We start from the raw sequence: 24,560 nt of genomic DNA on the forward strand, positions 1-24,560 counted from the left end.
GGCCGCCGGCACGACGGTCGTCAGCCTGTTCGCGTACGAGAATCCGGCCGTCGACGCGCTGCTCGCGCAGTGGCGCGACGGCCCGTCGCCGGTCGTCGCGCTCGTGCCGGCCGGCCGCGTGTCCCCTGCCGTCGCGCGTTTTTTCGGGGTCGAGTCGTTCGACGCGGGCACGCATGCGCACAGCGGCAACCTGACGGCTCACGGGCTCGCGTTCGTCCCCCAGGCTGACTACGATCCATTGCTGTGGGTGGCCGACATCAATTTCGTGCGCGGCGAGGATTCGTTCGTCCGCGCGCAGTGGGCACGCAAGCCGTTCGTGTGGCACATCTATCCGCAGGCCGACGACGTGCACCTGCCGAAGCTCGACGCCGCGCTCGCGCACCTGTCGGCCGGCCTCGCCGACGCGCCGCGCGCGGCGCTCGAGCGGTTCTGGCATGCCTGGAACGGCGCCGGCACGCCCGACTGGGCGGATTTCTGGCAGCACCGCGCCGCACTGGACGCCAACGCGGCCCGCTGGGCCGATGCGCTCGCGGCCGTCGGCGATCTCACTGGAAAGCTGGCGGAATACGCAAAATCTCAGTTAAAATAAGCGGTTATCCGACGGCCGACCGCGCAAGCGCTTGCTTTTGGCGCCCACCGGAACGCGTCTGCTTGGCGCCTCACCCGTTGTGCAACGCTCAGGCACCTATTTATTTGATTTGATCAGGACAGTTTTTTATGAAAACCGCACAGGAACTCCGCGTAGGCAACGTCGTGCAGATCGGCAGCGACGCATGGGTCATCGCCAAGGCTGAATACAACAAGTCGGGCCGTAACTCCGCCGTCGTCAAGATGAAGATGAAGAACCTGCTGACGAATGCAGGCCAGGAAGCGGTGTACAAGGCTGACGACAAGTTCGACGTCGTCGTGCTCGACCGCAAGGAAGTGACGTACTCGTACTTCGCCGACCCGATGTACGTGTTCATGGACGCCGACTACAACCAGTTCGAAGTCGAAGCCGAAATGATGGGCGAAGCGCTGAACTACCTCGAAGACGGCATGGCTTGCGAAGTCGTGTTCTACAACGAGAAGGCGATCTCGGTCGAACTGCCGACGGTTCTCGTTCGCGAGATCACCTACACGGAACCGGCAGTCAAGGGCGACACGTCGTCGGGCAAGGTGCTGAAGAACGCCAAGCTCGCAACGGGCTTCGAACTGCAAGTGCCGCTGTTCTGCAACACCGGCGACAAGATCGAAATCGATACGCGCACGAACGAATACCGCAGCCGCGCGTAATCGCCGGCGATGCCCGCATCGAACAAAGCGCCCTTCGGGGCGCTTTTTGTTTGTCCGGCGCCAACAAGCGAGCGCGGGCCAGGCTCATGTAAAGCACAAAAGCCACCGGTAAAGATATTCAATTTGTATCATCGGTAACTGTTTTATAGCGCCGGAGAAATAATGCTCGTTACGCGTTCAGCGGGGCATAAAATCAGTCTTTAATCTGACATGCGGCTGCGGCCCCGATGACCGACAGCCCGCCTCTCTTGACTCGACTCGCGTCCACCATGCCACACGCCCTGATTGTCGAAGACGATCCCAACAGTCTGTCCGGCCTCACCGCGCTGCTCGCCGCGGACGGCTTCTCGGTCGACACGGCCACGTCGCTCGCCGAAGCGCGCACGGCGCTCGGCCGTTCGATTCCCGATGTCGTGCTCGTCGACCTGAACCTGCCGGACGGCAGCGGGTTCGACCTGCTCCAGCACCTGCCGCAGCAACAGCCGAACGGCTCGCTGCCCGTCATCGTGCTGACGGGCAATGCGACGGTCGAGAGCGCCATCGAGGGCCTGCGTCACGGCATCTGGGACTACCTGCTGAAGCCGATCAACATTCCGCGCCTGCGCAGCCTGCTCGCGCGGATCCCCCGCCCTTACGAACTGATCGACGAAGTGCAGTCGTTGCGCGCATCGCTGCGCCATCTCGGCCGCTTCGGCGCGCTGGTCGGCCGCAGCGACGCGATGCAGCACGTGTACGACATGATCGAGCACAACGCGCGCACCGAAACGGCCGTCCTGTTCTCCGGCGAAGCCGGTACCGGCAAGAAGCTGGCCGCGCGCACGCTGCACGACCTGAGCCGGCGCCGCAAGGGGCCGTTCGTGTCGTTCGACTGCAGGACGATCGCGCAGGCCGGTCGGCACGGCGCATCGCTCGACAGCGTACTGTTCGGCCATGAGCGCGGCGCGTTCGACGGCGCCGAGCGCCGCGAATCGGGCCTGTTCGAGCAGGCCGGCGGCGGCACGCTGTTCCTCGACGAAATCACTGCGCTGCCGCTCGTGCTGCAGGAAGCGCTGCTGCATGCACTCGATTCGCAGAACTTCATGCGGATCGGCGGCACGAGTTCGATCACGAGCGATTTCCGGCTGATCGCGACCACCCGCCGCCCGGCACGCGAAGCGGTCGCGAACGGTACGCTGCGCGAGGATCTGTGGTTGCGCCTCGACGCGGCGTCGATCACGATGCCGCCGCTGCGCGAGCGCGACGGCGATGCACTCGCGATCGGCGACGCGCTGATCGACGAGCTGAACCGCGAAGCGCGCGCAACCGGCCGCAGCACGACCGACAAGCGCGCGGCACCGGGCTTCGTGCGCGAATGCCTGTCCTACGAATGGCCGGGCAACGTGCGCGAACTGCAGGAACGCGTGCGCTTCGCGTACGACGCATCGGGCGATTTCATCGAGACGCTGCGCGCGGGCGAGCCGAGTTTCTCGGCCGGCGCCGCGCTGAACGGCAGCAGCGTGCAGATCAAGGTCGGCACGCCGTTGTCCGACGTCGAGGATCTGCTGATCCGCGCGACCCTCGATGCGGTCGGCGGTACGCGCCACCGCGCGGCCACGCTGCTCGGCATCAGCCCGAAGACGCTGTACAACAAGCTGCAGCGGATGAAGGTGAACTGAGCGGGCGTCGATGCTTGCAGGCACTGGCGGAATCAGACCGTTAGTTGCGCCAAGAGAATCACCGTCCCCGCCCGCTTGACTCGTGACGCTACCCGGTTCGCACCTGCAGTAACTCATGAAAAAGCCGCGCAACTGCGCGGCTTTTTGTTTCGGCGACCGGGGAATGGCACACGTCGCGCCATCCCCTCCCCGTTCATGCCAGTGCGCTGCTCAACAGCGCCTGCGCCTGCAGGTATTCGGGCTGCGCGATCAGCTTGTCCCACTTGGGTGCCTTGCCGCGCGCGCGCATCCGCTTGAGGCGTCGCACCGACTCGTCCGTTGCCCGCGCTTTCAACCCGTTCAGCACGACCTCGGCCGCGTCCGGCTGGTTGCAGACGAGCACCATGTCGCAACCGGCAGCGAGCGCGGCGTCGGCCGCCTGCGTGAGCGTGCCGCCTTCGCGCGCGGCTTCCATCGACAGGTCGTCGCTGAAGATCGCGCCGGTGAAGCCGAGCCGCCCGCGCAGGATGTCCTGCAGCCACACGCGCGAAAAACCGGCCGGCCGCTTGTCGACCTGCGTGTAGATCACGTGCGCGGGAATCACCGCGGACAGCGACAAGCCGAGCCAGTCGTAAGGCGCGACGTCCTGCTTGAGGATCGCATCGAGCGTACGGTCGTCGGTCGGCAGCGCGACGTGCGAGTCGGCCTCCGCGAAACCGTGCCCCGGGAAATGCTTGCCGCAGTTCGCCATCCCGGCGAGCGACAGCCCGTGGTTCAGGCTCTTCGCGAGCAGCGTGACGACGCGCGCATCGCGATGGAACGCGCGATCGCCGATCACTTTCGAGTGCCCGTAATCGAGGTCGAGCACGGGGGTGAAACTCATGTCGATCCCGCATGCGCGCAATTCCGCGGCCAGGATATAGCCGACGGCCGTCGCGACCTTCGTCGCGAGCAGCACGTCGCGATCCCACAGCTCGCCGAGGCACCGCATCGCGGGCAGCACGGTGAAGCCGTCGGTGCGGAAACGCTGCACGCGCCCGCCTTCGTGATCGACGGCGATCAGAATGTCTTCGCGCACCGCGCGGATCGAGTCGGTCAGCGCGGTCAGTTGCGCACGGTTCTGGAAGTGCCGCGCGAACAGGATCACGCCGCCGGTATTCGGATGCGCGAGGCGCCGCGCATCGTCGCGCGACAGGGCCGTGCCGACGACGTCGAGCATGACCGGGCCGGGAGTCGTTTTCATCGAATCGGGAATTCCGTCAGGGAGAAGTTCGGGAAACAGGGGCAGGCGCGGCGTCCGTCTCGGCGATCACGAACGACACCGCGTAGTCGCGCTCGTCGCTGACCGTCACACGCGCCGTGATGCCGCGGGCGGCAAGCCAGTCGGCCAGTTCGCCCGACGCGACCACGTACGGCTCGCCGCTCGGGTGATTGAGGGTCTGCAGCGCACGCCACGTCATCGGCCAGTGCATGCCGAGCCCGATCGCCTTCGAGAACGCTTCCTTCGCGGAAAAGCGCGTCGCGAGGAACGCGATGCCGCGCGCCTCGGAGCGGGCGCGGCGCGCATGGAACACGCGCAGTTCGTCGGGGCCCAGCACCTTCTCGGCAAACCGGCCGCCCGTGCGTTCGAGCACGGCCGCGACGCGGCTCACCTGTGCGATGTCGGTACCGATACCGTAGATCGCCATGTCAGTACGCGCCGGTGTGGCCCGGCTGAGCCGGGTCAGGCATGACGCGCGATGCGCAGCGGCCTTTCATCTTCAACGCGCGCCGCCATGCAGCGCGGCAACGCGTGCGGCGACCATGATCGCCTTCATTTCGCGCACCGCATTGTCCCAGCCCGCGAAAATCGCGTGCGCGACGATCGCATGGCCGATGTTCAGCTCGACGATGCCGTCGATCGCGGCGATCTGCTGCACGTTCGTGTAGTGCAGCCCGTGACCGGCATTGACCTTCAGGCCAAGCTGCGCACCGGCCTGTACGCCCGCGACGATGCGCTCGTATTCGCGCTGCTGCTCGGCTTCGTCGTGCGCTTCGGCATAACGGCCCGTATGCAGCTCGATCACCGGCGCGCCTGCTTCGTGCGCGGCACGGATCTGCGTCTCGTCCGGGTCGATGAACAGCGACACGCGCACGCCCACGTCGGCAAGCTGCTTGCACGCCGCACGCACGGCCTCGAAGCGGCCGGCGACATCGAGACCGCCTTCGGTCGTCAGTTCCTCGCGCTTTTCGGGCACGAGGCACGCGTCGTGCGGGCGCACTTCGCAGGCGATATCGAGCATCTCGGCCGTCACCGCGCATTCGAGATTCATGCGCGTCTTCAGCAGCGGGCGCAGCTTGCGCACATCCGCATCGACGATGTGGCGACGATCCTCGCGCAGATGCAGCGTGATCGCGTCGGCGCCGGCTTCCTCGGCGGCGAGCGCGGCGCGGATCGGATCGGGATAGGTCGTGCCGCGCGCATTGCGCAGCGTCGCGACGTGGTCGATGTTCACGCCGAGGTCGATGGCGGTGGGCGTTGTCAGGAAGAAGCTCATAGGTTTTGCAGGTCGATCAGGATCTGACGCGTGGCAAGCGGCGTACCGCCGAGATAGGTGTTCAGCAGGAAGCGCATCAGCGTCTTGCTTTGCGCAACCGTCTGGGCTCGATGGTAATCGTCCTGCTCCATGTCGAGCAACGTCTGCCCGGAAATGACCGGCCAGTGCGCCGGAACTTCGTCGTCCGCGTTGCGCACGCCGCGCTCGGGATCGAACACGTAGCGGCGGTCAGGCTCGACCGCGCGGCGCGCGACCGTGCGGTTCAGCGCCATCGCGTAGCCGGTCTCGCGCAACAGTACGCGCTCGAACGAGCGCAGTACCTGCACCGCGGGCTCGCCGTGGGCGAGGCGCGTGAGGGTCAGCACGTAGTGATTGAAGAGCGGCGGCTGGGGATCCTCGCGCGCGCAGAATTTCACGAGCAGCTCGTTCGCGTAGAAGCCGCACAGCAGCCCGTCGCCGCCGAGCGGCAGCATCCCGCCGACCCACTCGGCACCCGTGAGCGTGCGCACCTCGGATTTGCCCGACCACGACAGCAGCAGCGGCTGGAAAGTCTGCAGTACACCGCGCAGCGCGGAGTGCGGGCGCTTCGCGCCCTTCGCGACGAGCGCGAGCCTGCCGTGATCGCGCGTCAGCACGTCGACGATCAGGCTCGTTTCACGATACGGGTAACTGTGCAGCACGAACGCCGGCTGCTCGGCGACGCGGAAATCGGACGTGCGAGACGTCGCGCGCCGCGCCTTGCGCGGCGGTTCGGGCGGTGCCGGCAGCGGCGCGTCGTTCGCGCCGGCCGTCACCGCGTCTTCGGTCGACGTCAGCGCGTCATTCGTACCCATAGGCACGCAGCCCCGCCTCGTTGTCGGCCCAGCCGCTCTTCACCTTCACGAAGGTCTCGAGATACACGGGGCCGTCGAACAGCTTCTCCATGTCCATCCGCGCCTCGGTGCTGATCTGCTTGAGCTTCTCGCCCTTCTTGCCGATCACCATCGCCTTGTGCGAATCGCGCTCGACGAGGATCGTCGCGAAGATGCGCTTCAGGCGCCCTTCCTCCTCGAACTTGTCGATCAGCACGGTGCTCGTGTACGGCAATTCGTCGCCGGTCCAGCGGAACACCTTCTCGCGCAGGATTTCGGCGGCGAGGAAACGCGAGCTGCGGTCGGTCAGCTCGTCCTCGCCGTAGATCGGCTCGCCTTCCGGCAGGTACGGCTTGATCGTGTCCAGCAGGCGCTTGATGTCTTCCGGACGCTGCGCCGACAGCGGCACGAGCTCGGTGAATTCGCGCAGCGTGCTCATCTGCTGCATGAACGGGAACAGCGACGCCTTGTCGGTCACGCGGTCGATCTTGTTCGCGATCAGCAGCGTCGGCATGCCCGGCGGGATCAGGTCGAGCACCTTCTGGTCGTCGGGCCCGAAACGGCCGGCCTCGATCACGAACAGGATCACGTCGACCGACGTGAGCGTCGACGTGACCGCGCGGTTCAGCGAACGGTTCAGCGCGGTGCTGTGGCGGGTCTGGAAGCCCGGCGTGTCGACGAACACGAATTGCGCGTCGTCGAACGTATTGATGCCGGTGATGCGGTGGCGGGTCGTCTGCGCCTTGCGTGACGTGATGCTGATCTTCTGGCCGACGAGTGCGTTCATCAACGTCGACTTGCCGACGTTCGGGCGGCCCACGATCGCGATCATGCCGCAACGGAAACCGGTAGGAGCGGGAGTGTTCATATCGTTTGGGAGACAGGTTCGGAAACGGCCGCGCGGCGCGCGGCACGATCGATGGGCAATTCAGTGGTCGGCATCGGCCACGCGCGCCTGCGCGGCAGCGAGGCTCACGCCGCCCGGCGGCGTCTCGGAATCCGGTGCCGCCGTGTCGCGCGTGCGCGCAGCCGTGCGCGAAGCGGAGTCGGTACCGGCGGAAGTCTTGTCGGCAGACGCGGGGGCCGGATCGGCGGCCTGCGCAGCCGGCTTGTCGGCTGCGCGTGCGGCGGGCACGGCTTCAGCGGGCTTCTCCGCGGACTTGTCGGGTCGCTCGGCCGGCCTCTCGGCCGGCTTTTCAGCAGCCTTGTCGACCGCCGGCTTCGCCGCCCGCTCACCCTTCTCGGCAGATGCGTCGACATGCGCCGCGCGAATCGCGGCCATCGGCGCCGCGGCCGGCTCATTACCGGCCGCCGCGGTTGCCGCGGGCGCTGCACCGGCCGCCCTCGCCTCGCGCGCCGCCGCGCGCTCCTTGCGCTCCGGCGAGCGCAGGTCGAGCGCTTCCTGCACGCCCTTCACGCCCGGTACGATTTCGGGTTCGACATGCTTCGACCCGCGTGCGTTTTTCGAGCGCTTCGGCTTGGCGGCCAGCATCGGCGCGGCCGCCATCACCTCGTCGAGCGCCTTCTTCGCAGCGGCCTGCTCGGCCGCGCGCCGGCTCGCCCCGGAGCCCGACACCTTCACGTCGAGCTTCGGCACCGTGCATTCGACTTCGAATTGCTGATTGTGCGCCGCACCATGCGTGGCGACCACCGTGTAGGTCGGCAGCGCGATCTTGTGCCCCTGCAGGTATTCCTGCAGCAGCGTCTTCGCGTCCTTGCCGAGCGTGCGCGGATCGATGTGGTCGAGAATCGGGATATAGAGGCGCTTGATGACCCCTTGGGCGGCTTCGAAGCCGCCATCGAGGAACACTGCCCCGATGATGGCTTCGAACGCGTCCGCGAGGATCGACGGGCGGCGGAACCCGCCGCTGCGCAACTCCCCCTCGCCGAGCCGCAGCCCGTCCGAGATATTCAGGGCCTGAGCAATTTCGTACAGCGACTGCTGTTTGACGAGGTTGGCGCGTACGCGCGACAGATCGCCTTCGTCCAGCTTGCTGAAACGCTGGAACAAAAGGGCAGCCACCGCGCAATTCAGAACGGAATCGCCGAGAAACTCGAGCCGTTCGTTGTGCGTGGCACTGTGACTACGATGGGTCAAAGCCTGGCGCAACAATTCCGCATTGCGAAATTCGTAGCGCAGCCGGCTTTCCAACTGGGATAGGGGCATGTGCAGGAGTATAACGCGGGCGCCGGTCGGGCCGAAACGGCACGGCCGGACGCGAAAAGGCGTGACGAGGCGGTGTTACCGCCGGTTCTTAAAGTAGTTCGGCAATACGCGACGCGGCCCGTGCGTCGCGTATTGCGAGTGGCCCGGATGCGATCAGTTGAAGGAACCGATGCGCTTGAGGTCGCTGAAGTTCATCCAGATGAAGAACGCGCGGCCGACGATGTTCTGGTCCGGCACGAAACCCCAGTAGCGGCTGTCCGCACTGTTGTCGCGGTTGTCGCCCATCATGAAGTAGTGACCGGGCGGCACCTTGCAGATCACGCCGCGGCTGTTGTACGTGCAGTTGTCGCGAAACGGATAGTCGTATGCGCCCATCACGAACGGCGGCACGGCCGGGTTGTTGAGGATCGCGTTCTTCTTGTTGCCGATCGTTTCCTCGAACTGCTTCGCGTAATTCTGGCGCTCGTCGTCGAAGAAATCGGGCAGCGGCGTTTCGGGCACCGGCTGGCCGTTGATCGTGAGCTGCTTGTCCTGGTATGCGACGGTGTCGCCCGGCAGGCCGATCACGCGCTTGATGTAGTCGACCGACTCGTCCTTCGGATAGCGGAACACGACGACGTCGCCGCGCGACAGCGGGCTGCCCTGCGTGATCTTCGTGTTCGTCACCGGCAGGCGCAGCCCGTATTCGAACTTGTTGACGAGGATGAAGTCGCCGACGAGCAGCGTCGGCACCATCGAGCCCGACGGAATCTTGAACGGCTCGACGACGAACGAACGCACGACGAACACCGCCAGGATCACCGGGAAGAAGCTCGCGGTGTACTCGAGCCACCACGGCTGACGCAGCTTTTCGTCGCGCAGCTTCGAACGCGTCTGCACCGCGTTTTCATCCGCGAAACGCTTGTCGATGCGCGACTGCTGGCGATCGAACTCCTCGATCGCCGAGTCGGCCGCCTTGCGTCGCTGCGGCAGGAACACCAGTTTGTCCAGCACCCACGCTACGCCCGTCAAGATGACGAGCACAAAAAGAATCAGCGCAAAATTCATAAAAGGAACAGTCCTGTTATTTGTCTTCGACGCGCAAGATCGCAAGGAACGCTTCCTGCGGGATCTCGACCGAACCCACCTGCTTCATCCGTTTCTTGCCTTCCTTCTGCTTTTCGAGCAGCTTCTTCTTTCGCGTGATGTCGCCGCCGTAGCACTTCGCAAGCACGTTCTTGCGCAGCGCCTTGATGTTCTCGCGCGCAACGATGTGCGCGCCGATCGCGGCCTGGATCGCCACGTCGTACATCTGGCGCGGGATGATCTCGCGCATCTTCGCGGCCACTTCGCGGCCGCGGTATTGCGACTGCGAGCGGTGCACGATGATCGACAGCGCATCGACCTTGTCGCCGTTGATCAGCATGTCGACCTTCACGACGTCCGACGAACGGTATTCCTTGAACTCGTAGTCCATCGACGCGTAGCCGCGCGACACCGACTTCAGGCGATCGAAGAAATCGAGCACGATCTCGGCCATCGGGATCTCGTACGTGAGCTGTACCTGGCGGCCGTGATACTGCATGTTGATCTGCGAGCCGCGCTTCTGCTCGCACAGCGTGATCACCGAGCCCACGTAGTCCTGCGGCATGTACAGGTTCACGGTGACGATCGGCTCGCGGACTTCGGCGATGCGGCCGGGCTCCGGCATCTTCGCCGGGTTCTCGACCATGATCGTCGAGCCGTCGCTCTGCACGACCTCGTAGACGACCGTCGGTGCGGTCGTGATGAGATCCATGTCGAACTCGCGCTCGAGCCGCTCCTGCACGATTTCCATGTGCAGCAGCCCGAGGAAGCCGCAGCGGAAACCGAAACCGAGCGCCTGCGACACTTCCGGCTCGTACTGCAGCGACGCGTCGTTCAGCTTCAGCTTCTCGAGCGATTCGCGCAGCGCGTCGTACTGGTTCGCCTCGACCGGATACAGCCCCGCGAACACCTGCGGCTTCACTTCCTTGAAGCCCGGCAGCGGCTCGGCGGCAGCCTTGGTCGCATGCGTGACGGTATCGCCGACCTTCGCGGCCGTCAGTTCCTTGATGCCGGCGATGATGAAGCCGACCTGCCCGGCCGACAGCGATTCGAGATTGCGCGATTTCGGCGTGAACACGCCGACGTGCTCGACCGGATACTGCGCGCCGGTCGCCATCATCTTGATCTTGTCCTTCGGACGCAGCGTGCCGTTGACGATGCGCACCAGCATCACGACGCCGACGTAGTTGTCGAACCACGAGTCGATGATCAGCGCCTGCAGCGGCGCGGCCGGATCGCCCTTCGGCGGCGGCACCTTCGCGATCAGCGCTTCGAGCACGTCCTCGACGCCGAGGCCCGTCTTCGCGCTGCAGCGCGTCGCGTCAGTCGCGTCGATGCCGATCACGTCCTCGATCTCCTCGATCGCGTTCTCGGGGTTCGCGGCCGGCAGGTCGATCTTGTTCAGCACGGGAACGACCTCGACGCCGAGCTCGATCGCCGTATAGCAGTTCGCGACCGTCTGCGCCTCGACGCCCTGGCTCGCATCGACGACCAGCAGCGCGCCTTCGCACGCGGACAGCGAACGGCTGACTTCGTACGAGAAGTCGACGTGCCCCGGCGTGTCGATCAGGTTCAGGTTGTAGACCTTGCCGTCGCGCGCGCGATAGGACAGCGCGGCTGTCTGCGCCTTGATCGTGATGCCGCGCTCGCGCTCGATATCCATCGAGTCGAGCACCTGCGCTTCCATTTCACGGTCGGCGAGGCCGCCGCATACCTGGATGATGCGATCCGCGAGCGTCGACTTGCCATGGTCGATGTGCGCGATGATCGAGAAATTGCGAATATGATCCATTCAGTGCCGATCAAGCGAAAAAGGCGCGCTCGACGACCGCTGAGCACGCCTTGTGTAAGTCGGTGAAAAAACGGCTTATTTTAGCCGAAAAGGCCTTCGCCGGGCGGTATTTCCAACGCCGGCCCGCGCGGCACCCTGCCGGGGCCGCCCGCCGGGCAAAGCCCGGTGCCAAGCGCCGCCGCAAGGCAGCAGCCCGGCTTCAGCGCCGGGCCGCGAGCGCGTCGTGCACCTTCGCGGCGTCGAACCGGTGGCGGCACACTTCCGCACCGTCCAGCAGCAGCACGGGCACGTCCTCGTCGTAGCGGGCGACGAGTGCCGCATCGGTATCGATGTCGATGTAATCGACCGCAACACCGAATTCGGCCGCCACCGGCGCCAGGGCGTCGCGCATGTCGTCGCACAGGTGGCACCAGCCGCGGCCGTAGAGCGTGAACATCGGCGCGTTATTTCTGGCGCGGCCGCACGGGCACGAACTGCGTGTTGTCGCCGCGCCGCACGAGTACCGCGACCGCCTTCTGCGGATCGAGCTGCGCGGTCACTTCGGCGAACTGCTTCGCGTTCGTGATGTCGGTGTCGCCGACACGCAGCACGATGTCGCCGCGCTGCAGGCCCGCACGGGCGGCCGGGCCGTCGACGCCGTCGATTTGCACGCCGTTCTTCAGCTTCAGCGTCTTCATCTGCTCCGCCGTCAGGTCGCTGACCGTCAGACCGAGCGAGTTGGCCTGGCGCGGCTTCTGCGGCGCGTTCTTGCGCTGTTCGGCCTTCGCCGTCGATTCGGCCGGGGTTTCCGCGATCGTGATCGGCAGATCACGTGCCTGACCCTTGCGCCACACGCTGACCGTCGCCTTCGTGCCCGGCTTCGTGTCGCCGACCATGCGCGGCAGATCCGACGCCGTGTCGACCGAACGGCCATTGAACTTCAGGATAATGTCGCCCGGCTGGATGCCCGCCTTGTCGGCCGGACCGCCCGGCTCGACGCTGCTGACGAGCGCGCCCTCCGCCTTCGGCAGCCCGATCGAGTCGGCCACGTCCTTCGTCACTTCGCCGATCGCCACCGCGATCCGGCCGCGCGTGACCTTGCCCGTCGCCTTCAACTGGTCGGCCACGCGCATCGCCTCGTCGATCGGGATCGCGAACGAGATGCCCATGAAGCCGCCGGTACGGCTGTAGATCTGCGAGTTGATGCCGATCACCTCGCCCTGCATGTTGATCAGCGGGCCGCCCGAGTTGCCGGGGTTCACGGCGACGTCGGTCTGGATGAACGGCAGGTAGTCGCCCGTGTTGCGGCTCTTCGAGCTGACGATGCCGGCCGTCACCGTGTTGTCGAGGCCGAACGGCGAACCGATCGCGACGACCCACTCGCCGACACGCACCTTGTTCGAATCGCCGATCGCGACGACCGGCAGGTTCGACGCCTGGATCTTGACGACCGCAACGTCCGTGCGATCGTCGACGCCGATCAGCTTCGCCTTGAATTCGCGCTTGTCGGTCAGCGTCACGTAGATGGTGTCCGCATCGTCGACGACGTGCGCATTGGTCATCACGTAACCGTCGGCCGACACGATGAAACCCGAACCGACGCCGCGATTCTGTTCGGTGTCGGGCGGATTGTCCGGCGCCGGCGCGTTCTTCGGGTTGCCGCCGCCATTGCCGGGCGCCTGCGGCAGCGGAATGCCGAAGAAGCGCCGGAAGAATTCCGACATGTCGCCGTTGTCGAAGCCCGGCGGGAGCATCCCGCGCGGGCCGCTGCTCGTCGGCACGTTGGCGGTGGTCCGGATGTTCACGACGGCCGGCCCGACCTTTTCGACCAGATCGGCGAAGTCGGGCAGGCTGGCAGCGGGAGCCGTCACCGCGACCGCGGTATGTGGCACGAGCGGCAGGCAGGCAGACAGCGCCGCCGCCGCGAGCCATTTGCGCAGCGTGAGTTTCATCATGTCGGAAGCCGTAGCGTTACTTGGAAGCCTTGTATTCTATGGCAGACGCGAACTGCTGCAACGTAGCCGGCGGCACTTCGCCGAGCACGGTGATCCAGTAGTCGCCGCGGCGCTTCACGAGAACGTTCGTTGCACCGGTGCTGCCCGCGCCTTCCTTGCGCGTATTCTTTTCGGCCGGCTCGATGAAAACCGAGATCGTCGCGAGACCGTCGGTGAAGACGGCCTGATCGACCGGAATCGGTGGCTCACCCGCGTCGCGCGCGGCCATCGGCCGGCGCACTTCGCGAATCTTCTGGAAACCGGCGACACTCGGTGCGAGTTGCCAGCCCTGCGCCTCCATGTCGACCGTCGCGACCGGCGGACGTACGACCGTCCAGCCGCTCAGGTTGCGCATGCCGGCCGCGATCGCGGCCTTGTCGCCGCTTGCGCCGCCCGTCTGCAATTGCGAGAACGCGATCTGCTCGAGCACATGATCGTTCGCATCGAGCGTCTGCGAACGCAGCAGCAGCCCTGTGCGCGCATCGGCCCACAGCTTGTACGTGAAGCGGTATGCATCCTTCGGCACGAGCTCGACGACCTGCGCGTCGATCCCCGCGACACGATCCTTGCCGAGCGACTTCGCGTCGTAGACGGACATCACGTGCTCGCCGCTCGCGCCGAGCAGCGCGGGGAACGAGTCGCGCGTCTGACGGCGCTCGACCACGCACAGCTTGCGCTCGGGTACGAATGTGTACAGCTCGTCGTTGTGGCGCAGCAGCTTGCGCGGCTTGCCGTCGAGCGTCTCGATGCGTTCGAACTCGCCGTCGCGGGACGCGACGTGCGCAATGCGCGACGACTGCACATACCCGCCGCGCTGATAGACGAACGTGCCTTCGTAGCTCTGCTGCTGCGCCGCTTGCTGGACGCGGTCGAGCCAGTCCGCGGCACCCTTGCGGGTCGCGACGGGATCGTCCGGTTGCTGGGCGCTGGCAGGAAGGGATTGAACGGACAACAGGGCGGCTGCGCAAAGCAGGAGGGCCGGCAGCCGCTTCCATCCGGAGATGGTTTGATTCAACTGCAATGTCCGCATCGGGTTTATTGGCCTGGCGTGGTGGTCACGGCAGCGCGGATCAGCGGCATCGAACCCGTGACGACGGGCTGCTGCGCGAATTGCTGGTGCGCTTCAAGGTATTGGTCGAGGCTGGCGTCGCGGATGATGTTGACGTCCTGCAGCCCCGGCTGGGCCGATGCCTGCGCAACCGTCACGCGCTGCAGGTTGCCGCCTTGCGGCGCACCGGCCGACGCGACCTGGACGGCGCCCGGGGCACCGGCCGTTTGCATTTGCGGGACGACGATCCACGTCAGCGTGGCCGCCGCGGCGGCAACCGCGAACGCGGGCACGACGCGCCGGCGCAGCGACAGCAGCTTGCGCGCGACGGGCGCGGCCGCCGGCGCGAGCAGGTGCGGCTCGCTTTCGAGCGCAGCCGACATGCGCGCGGTGAACGCGACGCTCAGCGCGGGCGACAACGCCAGTTCGTCCGAGCGCAGCGCATCGCCGATCAGGTGGTAATGGGCCCACGCAGCGCGATCCGCGCGGTTGAGCTCAGCCAGAAACTGCCCGTTGTCCGGGCCATCGAACATTTCGCCGTCGACCAGCGCGGAAAGGCGCTCGCCGCGCGAGCACGCTTGCGACTGCGTATTGACCGACCCCATGATGCTCCCCATCTTGCACACCCCGTCGTGACTTCACGACTCTAACCGTAACTAGACCCCGACCCGCGTCGCTCCGCCTGTCGCGCTTACCAGCGCTTGCCTTCGGGCGTATCGAGCAGCGGACGCAATTTGGCAGCGATTGCCTCGCGTGCACGGAAGATCCGCGACCGGACCGTCCCGATCGGACAGCCCATCATTTCCGCGATCTCTTCGTAGCTCAGGCCCTCGATCTCGCGCAGCGTAATTGCCTGGCGCAGTTCCTCGGGCAGCAGAGCCATGGCAGCGTTGACCGTCTCGGCAATCTGCTTGCTCATCAACATCGACTCAGGCGTGTTGATATCCCTTAGTTGGTCTGCGTCGGAGAAAGTTTCCGCTTCCTCCGCATCGGCCTCGGTCGAGGTCGGCGCCCGGCGGCCTTGCGTCGCAAGGTAGTTCTTCGCCGTGTTGACGGCAATTCGGTACAACCACGTATAGAACGCCGATTCGCCGCGGAATTGCGGCAGCGCACGATACGCCTTGATGAACGCGTCCTGGGCCACATCCTCGACCTCGGCGGGATCCCGCACGAGGCGCGAGATCAGCCGAATGATCTTGCGGTGGTATTTGGAGACCAGGAGTTCGAACGCCGCCTTGTCGCCCTTCTGTACGCGTTCGACCAGAGCCTGATCGATTTCTTTTTCACTCACCTGACAAATCCGTTAACTAGGGATGCAACGCGGAGCGTCATTGTAACGTTCCCGCGCCGGACGCTGGTTACGGTACGTAACCGCGCCGCCGTCATGCCCGACCCGCCGCGCCCGCCGTCTTCGCCAGCACGGAAAGCGCGCTGAACGATGCGGCGTCGAGCGCATCGGCCGGAATCAGCAGCGGCCGGGCCCGCCGGGCACCCTGCCCGACCGACAGCACCAGCAGCAGGCTGCTCCAGTGCGCATGCCCCGTCACGCGGCCACGGGCCAGCAGGCGCCCGGTGCGGCCAAACGCCGCAATTTCCCCGAACGCGTCGATCCGCAACTCGGCCGGCAGCCGGCGGGCACAGGCCCGTGCGGCGCATACGGCCAGCAGCGCGGCCGTCACGGCCGACACGCATGCGCCCGCAGCAGCGCCCGCGCGCGGCGCCCAGAACAGGTAGGCCGACGCGGCAGCCGACGCGACGAACGCGGCCAGCACGACATATGACACGGCCGAGGCCCGCAACGCAAAGCGCTGCGGACGCCCGGCCGGCGCATCGAATGGACTCGTCAAGTGACTGCGGCGTCAGACGCGCTTGAACACCAGCGTGCCGTTGGTACCGCCGAAGCCGAAGTTGTTCTTCACGGCCACGTCGATCTTCATGTCACGCGCGGTGTTCGCGCAGTAATCGAGATCGCACTCGGGGTCCTGGTTGAAGATGTTGATGGTCGGCGGCGACACGTTGTTGTGCAGCGCGAGCACCGTGAACACCGACTCGAGGCCGCCCGCGCCGCCCAGCAGGTGGCCCGTCATCGACTTCGTCGAGTTCACGACGATCTTGTACGCATGCTCGCCGAAAGCCGCCTTCACCGCATCGGACTCGTTCTTGTCGCCCAGCGGCGTCGACGTGCCATGCGCGTTCAGGTACTGGACCTCGTCCGCGTTCACGCCGGCGTCGCGCAGCGCCGCGACCATGCAGCGGCGCGGGCCGTCCATGTTCGGCGCGGTCATGTGGTACGCATCGCCCGTCATGCCGAAGCCCGAGACTTCCGCGTAGATCTTCGCACCGCGCGCCTTCGCCGCTTCGTATTCCTCGAGCACCATCACGCCCGCACCTTCGCCCAGCACGAAGCCGTCGCGGTCCTTGTCCCACGGTCGGGACGCGGTGGCCGGATCGTCGTTGCGGGTCGACAGCGCGCGCGCTGCCGCGAAACCGCCGATGCCGAGCGGCGACACCGTCGATTCGGCGCCGCCCGCGACCATCACGTCGGCGTCGCCGGCCTGGATCAGGCGCGCCGCGAGGCCGATGCTGTGCAGGCCGGTCGTGCAGGCCGTGACGGCCGCGAGGTTCGGGCCCTTCAGGCCGAACATGATGCTCAGGTGACCCGAGATCATGTTGATGATCGAACCCGGCACGAAGAACGGCGAAATCCGGCGCGCGCCGCGATCGACGTAGGTCTGGTGCGTATCTTCGATCATCGGCAGGCCGCCGATGCCGGAACCGACCAGCACGCCGATGCGTTCCGCATTGGTTTCGTTCACTTCCAGCCCGCTGTCCTTGATGGCCTGGACGCCGGCGGCGATGCCGTAATGGATGAACGTATCCATGTTCCGGGCTTCCTTCGCCGGGATGTACTCCTCGGCGCTGAACCCCTTCACTTCGCCCGCGAAATGGACGGCGAGGTTCGACGGGTCGAACTTCGTGACGGTGGCAATGCCGGACTTGCCGGCGACGAGATTGGCCCAGCCGTCGGCAACATTATTGCCAACAGGCGAAATCAGCCCCAGGCCTGTAACAACAACACGACGGCGGCTCACGGTAACCTCTTTTCCATTATTGGATGACAAAAACAAAAGCCACAGTGGCCACAGGAACCAGCCCTGCGAGCCCTGTGGCTGTTAGTCCGTCCGGCGCGAGGCCGGCAGGATGGCGCGTCAATCGCGAAGATCGCGGCGACGTGGCGGACAAGCGCGAAAGGCGCCTGTTACGCCTTGACGTTTGCGCGAGCGTAGTCGATCGCTTGCTGAACGGTCGTGATCTTCTCTGCTTCTTCGTCCGGGATTTCCATGCCGAACTCGTCTTCGAGAGCCATCACCAGTTCGACGGTGTCGAGCGAGTCGGCGCCCAGGTCGTTCACGAACGAAGCTTCGTTCTTGATCTCGGCTTCCGCGACGCCCAGTTGTTCAGCGACGATCTTCTTGACACGTTGTTCGATGTTGTCCATTACCCCTCCGAGGGAAAGTTCAGATTTACAAGTGCGCGCATTTTATCAGGTTTGCTGACGCCAAAACGCGCGTTGGCTTGATGGTCGATCAAGCGCCGATCCGCCTGAAAAACGGGATACGGCGCGGATGGTAAACGAAAATCGTTACGACATGTACATGCCGCCGTTCACGTGCAGCGTCGTACCGGTGATGTAACCGGCCTGCGGCGATGCGAGGAACGCGACGGCATGGGCAATGTCTTCCGGGCTGCCGAGGCGGCCGAGCGGAATCTGGGTCTTGAGCGCGGCCTGCTGTTCCTCCGGCAGCGTCTTCGTCATGTCGGTGTCGATGAAGCCCGGCGCCACACAGTTCACGGTGATACCGCGGCTGCCGATTTCACGTGCGAGCGCACGGGTCATGCCCGCGACGCCGGCCTTCGCGGCCGCGTAGTTGACCTGACCCGGGTTACCGGCCGAGCCGACCACCGACGTGATGTTGATGATGCGGCCGCCACGCGCCTTCATCATCGGGCGCAGCACCGCGCGCGACAGGCGGAACACCGACTTCAGGTTGGTGTCGATCACCGCGTCCCAGTCCTCGTCCTTCATCCGCATCGCGAGTTGGTCCTGCGTGATGCCCGCGTTGTTGACGAGCACGTTCAACGCACCGAATTCCTTCACGGTCGCGTCGATCAGCGCCTCGGCGGCTGCCGCGTCGTTGACGTTCAGCACCGCACCGCGACCCGTGACGCCCGCTTCCGCGAACGCCGCGGTGATCGCTGCGGCGCCCGACTCACTCGTCGCCGTGCCGATCACCGTCGCGCCCAGGCGCGCGAGTTCGAGCGCGATCGAACGGCCGATGCCGCGCGATGCGCCGGTAACGATCGCAACCTGTTTATCGAGAGTCTTGTCCATGAATCGAATATCCGTCTCTTGAGAAAAGGCGCCGCGTCAGGCGGTCACCAGCTTGAGCGCTTCGTCGAGCGACGCCGGATCGAACACCGACGCACCCGTCAGGTTGCCGTCGATGCGCTTCGTCAGGCCGGCGAGCACCTTGCCCGGACCGCATTCGATCACGTGCGTGACGCCTGTGCCTGCGATGTGCTGCACGCACTCGACCCAGCGCACCGGGCCCGCGGCCTGGCGCACCAGCGCGTCCTTGATCGCGGCCGGATCGCTGACCACGGCGACGTCGATGTTGTTGACGACCGGAATCTGCGGCGCCTTCACGTCGACGTTCGCGAGGTAGTCGCGCAACTGATCCGACGCCGGCTTGAGCAGCGACGAATGGAACGGCGCCGACACCGGCAGCGGCAGCGCGCGCTTCGCGCCCTTCGCCTTCGCGATCTCGCAGGCCTTTTCGACCGCGGCCTTGTTGCCTGCGATAACGACCTGTGCGGGTGCATTGAAGTTCACTGCTTCGACGACGCCCGCTTCCGCGGCTTCCGCGCATACCGCACGCACCGTGTCGTCATCGAGCCCCAGGATCGCGGCCATGCCGCCCTGGCCGACCGGCACAGCCGTCTGCATCGCCTGCGCGCGAAAGCGCACGAGCGGCACGGCATCCTTGAACGCGAGCGCGCCGGCGGCGACGAGCGCCGTGTATTCGCCGAGGCTGTGGCCGGCGACGATCGACGGCGCCGGGCCGCCCGCCTGCTGCCACGCGCGATAGCACGCATAGGCCGCGGTCAGCATCACGGGCTGCGTGTTGGCGGTGAGGTTCAGCTCTTCGGCCGGGCCTTCGGCGATCAGCTTGCCGAGATCCTGATTGAGTGCATCGGACGCTTCCTGGAGCGTCTCGCGCACGACGGCCAGATCGGCGAATGCGTTGAGCATGCCGACCGCCTGCGAGCCCTGCCCCGGAAATACGAATGCAAATTTCATATCGTCCCCAATTGAATCGATTCGGACGGCGCGCACGAATGGCGCGCCGGTGGGATCCGCGCGCAGCAGTCGCGCGCCGCGGATCAATAGCGGAAGACCGACGCGCCCCAGGTGAAACCGCCGCCGACGCCTTCGATCAGCACGTGCTGGCCACGCTGGATGCGACCGTCGCGTACCGCGGTGTCGAGCGCCAGCGGGATCGACGCGGCCGACGTGTTGCCGTGCTGGTCGACCGTCACGACCATGCGCTCCTGCGGCAGGCCGAGCTTGCGGCAGGTGCTGGTCATGATGCGGATATTGGCCTGGTGCGGAATCAGCCAGTCGATCTGCTCGGGCGCGAGATTCGCCTTCGCAAGCGCCTCGATCGCGACCTTCTCGAGCACGTTGACCGCGAGCTTGAACACGGCCTGCCCGTCCATGTACAGGAACGCGCTGCCTTCGATCACGCCGCGGTTGACGTTGCCCGGCGTGCAGAGGATATGCGAGTAGCTGCCGTCCGCGTGCAGCGCGCTGCCGAGCACGCCCGGCTCTTCCGACGCGGACAGGATCACCGCGCCCGCGCCGTCGCCAAACAGCACGCAGGTCGTGCGGTCCTTGAAGTCGAGAATGCGCGAGAACGTCTCCGCGCCCACCACGAGCGCGGTGCGGTGCTGGCCGCTGCGGATGAAGCTGTCGGCCGTCGCCATCGCGTACGCGAAGCCCGAACACACGGCCTGCACGTCGAAGGCCGCGCCGCCGTTCTTGATGCCGAGCTTGTTCTGCAGCAGGCACGCGGTGCTCGGGAACACGAAATCGGGGGTCGAAGTCGCGACGATGATCAGGTCGATCGACTGCGGATCGATGCCGGCGGCCTCGATCGCGCGACGCGACGCCTCGAGCGCGAGGTCGCTGGTCGTGACGTCCGGTGCGGCGAAATGGCGCGCATGGATGCCCGTGCGCGCAACGATCCATTCATCGCTCGTCTCGATGCCTTCCTTCGCAAGACGATCGGTCAACTGCTGGTTCGTGACGCGGTCGGGCGGCAGGTAGCTGCCCGTGCCGAGCACGCGGGAATAGAGAGTCGATTGGGCCATTTATGCTTTAGAGGATTGCGCAGCGGAAGGTTCGGCGTGATGGCCTGCGGCGGGGCTTGCATGGCCCGCGCCGCCCGCGTTGTGTTCGCCGTCGCCGAGCGACACCGAATTATCCGCCATCGCACGCGTGAGGCGCTCCAGCACGCCGTTTTTGACGGCATCATACCCGCGTTTGATTGCCCACTCAAACGCGTAGGCATCGGCCGAACCATGGCTCTTGATCACGAGGCTCTTCAGCCCCAGCAGCGCCGCGCCGTTGTACTGGCGGTGATCGACACGCTTCTTGAAACGCATCAGGACAGGCAGCGCGAGCAGCGCCATCAGCTTCGACATCAGCGAACGGCCGAACTCTTCGCGGATGATGTCCGACAGCATCTGCGCGAGCCCCTCGGACGTCTTCAGCGCGACGTTGCCGACGAAGCCGTCGCACACGATCACGTCGACCGTGCCCTTGTAGATGTCGTTGCCTTCGACGTTGCCACGGAAGTTGAGCGTGCTGGCGCGCAGCAGTTCGCCTGCGCGCTTGATCGTCTCGTTGCCCTTGATCATCTCTTCGCCGATGTTCAAGAGGCCGATCGTCGGACGCTCCTTGCCTTCCAGCGCAGCCACGAGCGCGTGCCCCATTTCCGCGAACTGCAGCAGGTGCTGCGGTTCGCAGTCGACGTTCGCGCCGAGATCCAGCATCATCGTGTAGCCGGTCGGGTTCGGCAGCGCGAACGCGATCGCGGGCCGCTCGATGCCGGGCAGCGTCTTGAGTACGTAACGGGAAACGGCCATCAGCGCGCCGGTATTGCCGGCGGAGATGCAGGCCTGCGCCGCGCCTTCCTTGACGTGGTTGAGTGCGACGCGCATCGAAGAATCCTTCTTCTTGCGCAGCGCCACTTCGACAGGGTCGTCCATCGCCACGACTTCGGTGGCGGGAACGATGGTCAGCGCGGGATCGTCGAGGACTTTCAGCTTTTTCAGCTGAGCGCGGATCGCGCTTTCGATGCCGACGAGCATCAGGTGCGCATCGGGATGCGCGCGGACGAACTTGACTGCCGCGGGAACGGTCACGGACGGGCCGTGGTCGCCTCCCATGCAATCGATTGTGAGCTTTACGGTCATGGAATGCGACGAATTTCAGGCACAAAAAAGCGGCAGTTGAATGCCGCCTTTTTGTTGAGCCAGGAAAGTGTCAAGCGAACCAGTTGTCACGCGAACGGCAAACGTAGCGCGCAACGCGTGACTTGACGCTTAGTCGTTCTTCGTCTTGACGACTTTCTTGCCGCGGTAGTAGCCGTTCGGGCTGACGTGGTGACGCAGATGCACTTCACCCGTGCTCGGCTCGACTGCCAGCGGCGCTGCCGTCAGGAAATCGTGCGAACGATGCATGCCGCGCTTCGACGGCGACTTCTTGTTTTGCTGGACTGCCATGACTAACTCCTAAATAATTTTCCGGATTCTAACACAGCCCGATCCGGCGCTTAACTACCCTGGCCCAAAGCCTTTACGCCTTCCCGCGCCACAACTGCTTAGTGTTTCTTGGTGCCGTCACCGCCCTTCTTCAGCGCTTCCAGCGCCGCGAACGGATTCGGCCGTTTGCCTTCGTCCCCGGCTTCGTCGGACTCCTCGTCCGTCTCTTCCGCGGGACCGCTCGCACCCGACACGAGGCTTTCGTGAACTGCCGGGCAAACCTCGTGCTTGGGCACGAGCGGCAACGAAAGCAGCAATTCCTCTTCGATCAAGTCGACGAGATCGAACTGGCGTGAGCCCACGATCACATCGGCTTCATCGTCGTCGAGCGGAAATTCTTCAGCTTCTTCTTCGGTCGCGACGACCCGGTACGTCATGTCGACGTCGAACGTCTGGTCGTACGGGGTCATGCAGCGCTGGCACGTGAGCCACGCATGACCGTGCACCGCGAGGCGCAGATACGGCTGCTGCCCGTCGGCGCCGTCGTCCTGCAACTCCTTCTGGGTGAACCCTTCTGCCTGCCATGTGAAGACCGTGTCGCGATCTGGCGCGTCCGCGGGCACTTCGTTTAACATGCGCGGCAGTTGCGAGAGGTGCACCGCGCCTGCTGCCTGCCGCCCGCTGCGGGCAAACTCGAACAGGTCGACTGCATGCGGATCAAGTGGCGCCGCAGCAGGTTTGCCAGAAGAAGTGTTCATGTGCGCTCCTGCCTACAGGCTGACTTGCGGATCCGGCTTGGTGCCGCTCGCGTACGGGTGACCGTACTTTACTTCCGAAGACCCGGCAGGCGCCACCACAACGGAAGCCTGCCGACGAAAAGCGGGAAAGCATACCTGTTTTACCTTTTGCAGTCAATCACTTAAGCTTGCGTCCGCAGCAACGCTGCGCAACACCCGACGACTCACCAATCCCACCGACCATGCCGGATACCGTTTGCCGCCCGCCGCGGCTGATTCTTGCCTCCAGTTCACGCTACCGCCGCGCGCTCCTCGAGCGCCTCGGCATCCCCTTCGACGTCGTGTCGCCCGACCTCGACGAAACCCCGCGCGACGGCGAGACGCCGGCCGCGACCGCACTGCGCCTTGCGGGCGCGAAAGCGCGCGCCGTCGCCGCGACGATCGACGCGCCGGACGGCGTGCTCGTGATCGGGTCCGACCAGGTTGCGACCTTCGACGGGCTCCAGATCGGCAAACCCGGCACGCATGAGCGCGCGCTCGCGCAACTCGTGTCGATGCAGGGCCGCGAAGTCGAATTCCACAGCGCGCTCTGCCTGTATGACAGCCGCACGGGCGAAGCACAGGTCGAGGACGTCGTCACGCGCGTGCGTTTCCGCTCGCTGCCCGAGGTCGAACTCGATGCGTACCTGCGCGCGGAAACGCCGTACGACGTCGCCGGCAGCGCCAAGTCGGAAGGGCTCGGCATCGCGCTGCTCGACGCGATCGACTCGAACGACCCGACGGCACTCGTCGGCCTGCCGCTGATCGCGCTCACGCGGATGCTGCGCGCCGCCGACTATCCGCTGTTTGCAACCACCCGTGGAGACCGCACATGACGGCCGGCACGCTCTATCTCGTTCCGAACACGCTCGGCGAAGGCGACGAATCGATGCTCGCGGCCGTCCTGCCCGCGGCCGTGCAGGCACGCGCCGGCACGCTCGGCTATTACATCGGCGAGAACGCTAAGACGACGCGCGCGTTTCTGAAGAAGATCGGCACGACGCGCCCGATCCAGGAAATCGAGATCAGCGAACTGAACGTCAATACGCCGGCCGGCCAGATCGACCGGCTGCTCGCGCCCGTGCTGGCCGGTGCGGACGCCGGCCTCGTATCCGAAGCCGGCTGCCCGGCCGTCGCCGATCCCGGCGCCTTGCTGGTGCGCCGCGCACACGAGCGCGGCGTGAAGGTCGTGCCGCTCGTCGGGCCGAGTTCGATCCTGCTCGCGCTGATGGCATCGGGCCTGAACGGCCAGAGTTTCGCGTTCAACGGCTACCTGCCGGTCGACGCGGCCGCGCGCGCGAAACGCCTGCGCGAACTCGAGCAGCTGTCACGCAAGGCGCGCCAGACGCAGATCTTCATCGAAACGCCGTACCGGAATCAGGCGATGCTCGACACGCTCGTCGCGACCTGCGCACCGTCGACGCAGATCTGCGTCGCGGCCGACCTGACCCTCGCGACCGAGACGATCGCGAGCCGCACCGTGACGGACTGGAAAAAGGCGCCTGCGCCGAATCTGCACAAGCGTCCTGCGATCTTCCTGCTGCTGGCGAACTGAAGCCGCGACCGGCGGCTGCCCGGCAGCCGATCGGCGGGCCATCGCGACCCGCCCGCT

The 24,560-nt window shown here is 65.7% G+C and carries 27 protein-coding genes; 5 read left to right on the plus strand and 22 right to left on the minus strand.

The window, feature by feature from the left end; translation table 11 throughout:
* The 3 genes from earP to ABY44_RS35065 all read left to right on the plus strand — a co-directional run.
* Nucleotides 1–589: elongation factor P maturation arginine rhamnosyltransferase EarP (gene earP, locus ABY44_RS35055; RefSeq protein ID WP_431643515.1), on the plus strand; the 589-nt coding region annotated here is incomplete at its 5' end.
* A 128-nt stretch (nt 590–717) separates the two neighbouring features.
* A complete protein-coding gene (efp, locus tag ABY44_RS35060) occupies nt 718–1,275 on the plus strand; it encodes an elongation factor P (RefSeq protein ID WP_011351421.1) in 558 nt (185 codons plus the stop codon).
* Between the two features lie 269 nt (nt 1,276–1,544).
* The gene (locus tag ABY44_RS35065) at nt 1,545–2,930 is read left to right on the plus strand and encodes a sigma-54-dependent transcriptional regulator (protein ID WP_027788001.1); all 1,386 of its coding nucleotides are present in this window, start codon (nt 1,545–1,547) and stop codon (nt 2,928–2,930) included.
* Between the two features lie 193 nt (nt 2,931–3,123).
* On the opposite strand, the gene nagZ is transcribed toward ABY44_RS35065, so the two are convergent.
* The 22 genes from nagZ to ABY44_RS35175 all read right to left on the minus strand — a co-directional run bounded on the left by nagZ (nt 3,124) and on the right by ABY44_RS35175 (nt 22,930).
* A complete protein-coding gene (gene nagZ, locus ABY44_RS35070) occupies nt 3,124–4,152 on the minus strand; it encodes a beta-N-acetylhexosaminidase (protein ID WP_060173760.1) in 1,029 nt (342 codons plus the stop codon).
* 16 nt (nt 4,153–4,168) lie between these two features.
* A complete protein-coding gene (acpS, locus tag ABY44_RS35075; RefSeq protein ID WP_060173759.1) occupies nt 4,169–4,597 on the minus strand; it encodes a holo-ACP synthase in 429 nt (142 codons plus the stop codon).
* A 72-nt stretch (nt 4,598–4,669) separates the two neighbouring features.
* Complete coding sequence (pdxJ, locus tag ABY44_RS35080) at nt 4,670–5,446, minus strand: pyridoxine 5'-phosphate synthase (protein WP_021159686.1); 777 nt, start codon at nt 5,444–5,446, stop codon at nt 4,670–4,672.
* The gene (recO, locus tag ABY44_RS35085; RefSeq protein WP_060173758.1) at nt 5,443–6,279 is read right to left on the minus strand and encodes a DNA repair protein RecO; all 837 of its coding nucleotides are present in this window, start codon (nt 6,277–6,279) and stop codon (nt 5,443–5,445) included. The genes pdxJ and recO overlap by 4 nt, the downstream gene beginning before the upstream one ends.
* Nucleotides 6,266–7,165, minus strand: coding sequence for a GTPase Era (gene era / locus ABY44_RS35090; protein ID WP_027788003.1), 900 nt, complete (start codon nt 7,163–7,165; stop codon nt 6,266–6,268). The genes recO and era overlap by 14 nt, the downstream gene beginning before the upstream one ends.
* 60 nt (nt 7,166–7,225) lie before the next feature.
* On the minus strand, nt 7,226–8,464 hold the full coding sequence (rnc, locus tag ABY44_RS35095; RefSeq protein ID WP_060173757.1) for a ribonuclease III: 1,239 nt from the start codon (nt 8,462–8,464) through the stop codon (nt 7,226–7,228).
* Nucleotides 8,465–8,617: 153 nt separating this feature from the next.
* The gene (lepB, locus tag ABY44_RS35100) at nt 8,618–9,511 is read right to left on the minus strand and encodes a signal peptidase I (protein ID WP_027788005.1); all 894 of its coding nucleotides are present in this window, start codon (nt 9,509–9,511) and stop codon (nt 8,618–8,620) included.
* A gap of 16 nt (nt 9,512–9,527) precedes the next feature.
* Nucleotides 9,528–11,321 carry a translation elongation factor 4 gene (gene lepA / locus ABY44_RS35105; protein ID WP_021159691.1) on the minus strand — a complete coding sequence of 598 codons (1,794 nt, stop codon included), beginning with the start codon at nt 11,319–11,321 and terminating at the stop codon, nt 9,528–9,530.
* Nucleotides 11,322–11,520: 199 nt separating this feature from the next.
* Nucleotides 11,521–11,757 (minus strand): glutaredoxin family protein, encoded by a 237-nt coding sequence (locus tag ABY44_RS35110; protein ID WP_027788006.1) that lies wholly within the window; start codon nt 11,755–11,757, stop codon nt 11,521–11,523.
* 7 nt (nt 11,758–11,764) lie between these two features.
* Nucleotides 11,765–13,255: a DegQ family serine endoprotease gene (locus tag ABY44_RS35115; protein ID WP_060173756.1), complete on the minus strand. Its 1,491-nt coding sequence runs from the start codon at nt 13,253–13,255 to the stop codon at nt 11,765–11,767.
* A gap of 16 nt (nt 13,256–13,271) precedes the next feature.
* Nucleotides 13,272–14,324 carry a MucB/RseB C-terminal domain-containing protein gene (locus ABY44_RS35120; protein WP_027788008.1) on the minus strand — a complete coding sequence of 351 codons (1,053 nt, stop codon included), beginning with the start codon at nt 14,322–14,324 and terminating at the stop codon, nt 13,272–13,274.
* Between the two features lie 5 nt (nt 14,325–14,329).
* The gene (locus ABY44_RS35125) at nt 14,330–14,947 is read right to left on the minus strand and encodes a sigma-E factor negative regulatory protein (RefSeq protein ID WP_027788009.1); all 618 of its coding nucleotides are present in this window, start codon (nt 14,945–14,947) and stop codon (nt 14,330–14,332) included.
* Nucleotides 14,948–15,033: 86 nt separating this feature from the next.
* Nucleotides 15,034–15,633, minus strand: a complete 600-nt coding sequence (rpoE, locus tag ABY44_RS35130) for an RNA polymerase sigma factor RpoE (protein ID WP_006490873.1) — start codon at nt 15,631–15,633, stop codon at nt 15,034–15,036.
* 91 nt (nt 15,634–15,724) lie between these two features.
* A complete protein-coding gene (locus tag ABY44_RS35135) occupies nt 15,725–16,189 on the minus strand; it encodes a hypothetical protein (protein WP_021159696.1) in 465 nt (154 codons plus the stop codon).
* 12 nt (nt 16,190–16,201) lie between these two features.
* Nucleotides 16,202–17,434, minus strand: coding sequence for a beta-ketoacyl-ACP synthase II (gene fabF, locus ABY44_RS35140; protein WP_021159697.1), 1,233 nt, complete (start codon nt 17,432–17,434; stop codon nt 16,202–16,204).
* Between the two features lie 167 nt (nt 17,435–17,601).
* On the minus strand, nt 17,602–17,841 hold the full coding sequence (gene acpP, locus ABY44_RS35145) for an acyl carrier protein (protein ID WP_004197638.1): 240 nt from the start codon (nt 17,839–17,841) through the stop codon (nt 17,602–17,604).
* Nucleotides 17,842–17,985: 144 nt separating this feature from the next.
* Nucleotides 17,986–18,735 (minus strand): 3-oxoacyl-ACP reductase FabG, encoded by a 750-nt coding sequence (gene fabG / locus ABY44_RS35150; protein ID WP_006476504.1) that lies wholly within the window; start codon nt 18,733–18,735, stop codon nt 17,986–17,988.
* A 36-nt stretch (nt 18,736–18,771) separates the two neighbouring features.
* The gene (gene fabD / locus ABY44_RS35155) at nt 18,772–19,704 is read right to left on the minus strand and encodes an ACP S-malonyltransferase (protein ID WP_042975162.1); all 933 of its coding nucleotides are present in this window, start codon (nt 19,702–19,704) and stop codon (nt 18,772–18,774) included.
* An 83-nt stretch (nt 19,705–19,787) separates the two neighbouring features.
* A complete protein-coding gene (locus ABY44_RS35160) occupies nt 19,788–20,777 on the minus strand; it encodes a beta-ketoacyl-ACP synthase III (protein WP_027788011.1) in 990 nt (329 codons plus the stop codon).
* On the minus strand, nt 20,778–21,884 hold the full coding sequence (gene plsX, locus ABY44_RS35165; protein WP_027788012.1) for a phosphate acyltransferase PlsX: 1,107 nt from the start codon (nt 21,882–21,884) through the stop codon (nt 20,778–20,780).
* 129 nt (nt 21,885–22,013) lie between these two features.
* Nucleotides 22,014–22,193, minus strand: a complete 180-nt coding sequence (gene rpmF / locus ABY44_RS35170; protein WP_006051932.1) for a 50S ribosomal protein L32 — start codon at nt 22,191–22,193, stop codon at nt 22,014–22,016.
* Between the two features lie 98 nt (nt 22,194–22,291).
* Complete coding sequence (locus ABY44_RS35175; protein WP_021159702.1) at nt 22,292–22,930, minus strand: DUF177 domain-containing protein; 639 nt, start codon at nt 22,928–22,930, stop codon at nt 22,292–22,294.
* A 221-nt stretch (nt 22,931–23,151) separates the two neighbouring features.
* On the opposite strand from ABY44_RS35175, the gene ABY44_RS35180 reads away from it, so the two are divergent.
* Nucleotides 23,152–23,784, plus strand: coding sequence for a Maf-like protein (locus tag ABY44_RS35180; protein WP_060173755.1), 633 nt, complete (start codon nt 23,152–23,154; stop codon nt 23,782–23,784).
* Nucleotides 23,781–24,503 carry an SAM-dependent methyltransferase gene (locus tag ABY44_RS35185; protein WP_027788014.1) on the plus strand — a complete coding sequence of 241 codons (723 nt, stop codon included), beginning with the start codon at nt 23,781–23,783 and terminating at the stop codon, nt 24,501–24,503. Before ABY44_RS35180 ends, ABY44_RS35185 begins: the two co-directional genes overlap by 4 nt.
* Nucleotides 24,504–24,560 lie beyond the last annotated feature (57 nt).

It is taken from the genome of Burkholderia sp. ZZQ-2, from assembly GCF_050768715.1.
Lineage (GTDB): Bacteria > Pseudomonadota > Gammaproteobacteria > Burkholderiales > Burkholderiaceae > Burkholderia > Burkholderia cepacia.

What these genes read in the sequence shown, in the direction of transcription:
- fabG (WP_006476504.1), bottom strand. Translation starts at nt 18,735, where the DNA reads ATGGACAAGACTCTCGATAAACAGGTTGCGATCGTTACCGGCGCATCG.
- ABY44_RS35185 (WP_027788014.1), top strand. Translation starts at nt 23,781, where the DNA reads ATGACGGCCGGCACGCTCTATCTCGTTCCGAACACGCTCGGCGAAGGC.
- ABY44_RS35125 (WP_027788009.1), bottom strand. Translation starts at nt 14,947, where the DNA reads ATGGGGTCGGTCAATACGCAGTCGCAAGCGTGCTCGCGCGGCGAGCGC.
- pdxJ (WP_021159686.1), bottom strand. Translation starts at nt 5,446, where the DNA reads ATGAGCTTCTTCCTGACAACGCCCACCGCCATCGACCTCGGCGTGAAC.
- acpP (WP_004197638.1), bottom strand. Translation starts at nt 17,841, where the DNA reads ATGGACAACATCGAACAACGTGTCAAGAAGATCGTCGCTGAACAACTG.
- plsX (WP_027788012.1), bottom strand. Translation starts at nt 21,884, where the DNA reads ATGACCGTAAAGCTCACAATCGATTGCATGGGAGGCGACCACGGCCCG.
- ABY44_RS35110 (WP_027788006.1), bottom strand. Translation starts at nt 11,757, where the DNA reads ATGTTCACGCTCTACGGCCGCGGCTGGTGCCACCTGTGCGACGACATG.
- ABY44_RS35160 (WP_027788011.1), bottom strand. Translation starts at nt 20,777, where the DNA reads ATGGCCCAATCGACTCTCTATTCCCGCGTGCTCGGCACGGGCAGCTAC.
- ABY44_RS35115 (WP_060173756.1), bottom strand. Translation starts at nt 13,255, where the DNA reads ATGATGAAACTCACGCTGCGCAAATGGCTCGCGGCGGCGGCGCTGTCT.
- efp (WP_011351421.1), top strand. Translation starts at nt 718, where the DNA reads ATGAAAACCGCACAGGAACTCCGCGTAGGCAACGTCGTGCAGATCGGC.
- lepB (WP_027788005.1), bottom strand. Translation starts at nt 9,511, where the DNA reads ATGAATTTTGCGCTGATTCTTTTTGTGCTCGTCATCTTGACGGGCGTA.
- recO (WP_060173758.1), bottom strand. Translation starts at nt 6,279, where the DNA reads ATGGGTACGAATGACGCGCTGACGTCGACCGAAGACGCGGTGACGGCC.
- ABY44_RS35065 (WP_027788001.1), top strand. Translation starts at nt 1,545, where the DNA reads ATGCCACACGCCCTGATTGTCGAAGACGATCCCAACAGTCTGTCCGGC.
- era (WP_027788003.1), bottom strand. Translation starts at nt 7,165, where the DNA reads ATGAACACTCCCGCTCCTACCGGTTTCCGTTGCGGCATGATCGCGATC.
- rpmF (WP_006051932.1), bottom strand. Translation starts at nt 22,193, where the DNA reads ATGGCAGTCCAGCAAAACAAGAAGTCGCCGTCGAAGCGCGGCATGCAT.
- ABY44_RS35180 (WP_060173755.1), top strand. Translation starts at nt 23,152, where the DNA reads ATGCCGGATACCGTTTGCCGCCCGCCGCGGCTGATTCTTGCCTCCAGT.
- acpS (WP_060173759.1), bottom strand. Translation starts at nt 4,597, where the DNA reads ATGGCGATCTACGGTATCGGTACCGACATCGCACAGGTGAGCCGCGTC.
- nagZ (WP_060173760.1), bottom strand. Translation starts at nt 4,152, where the DNA reads ATGAAAACGACTCCCGGCCCGGTCATGCTCGACGTCGTCGGCACGGCC.
- ABY44_RS35175 (WP_021159702.1), bottom strand. Translation starts at nt 22,930, where the DNA reads ATGAACACTTCTTCTGGCAAACCTGCTGCGGCGCCACTTGATCCGCAT.
- lepA (WP_021159691.1), bottom strand. Translation starts at nt 11,321, where the DNA reads ATGGATCATATTCGCAATTTCTCGATCATCGCGCACATCGACCATGGC.
- fabD (WP_042975162.1), bottom strand. Translation starts at nt 19,704, where the DNA reads ATGAAATTTGCATTCGTATTTCCGGGGCAGGGCTCGCAGGCGGTCGGC.
- ABY44_RS35120 (WP_027788008.1), bottom strand. Translation starts at nt 14,324, where the DNA reads ATGCGGACATTGCAGTTGAATCAAACCATCTCCGGATGGAAGCGGCTG.
- rnc (WP_060173757.1), bottom strand. Translation starts at nt 8,464, where the DNA reads ATGCCCCTATCCCAGTTGGAAAGCCGGCTGCGCTACGAATTTCGCAAT.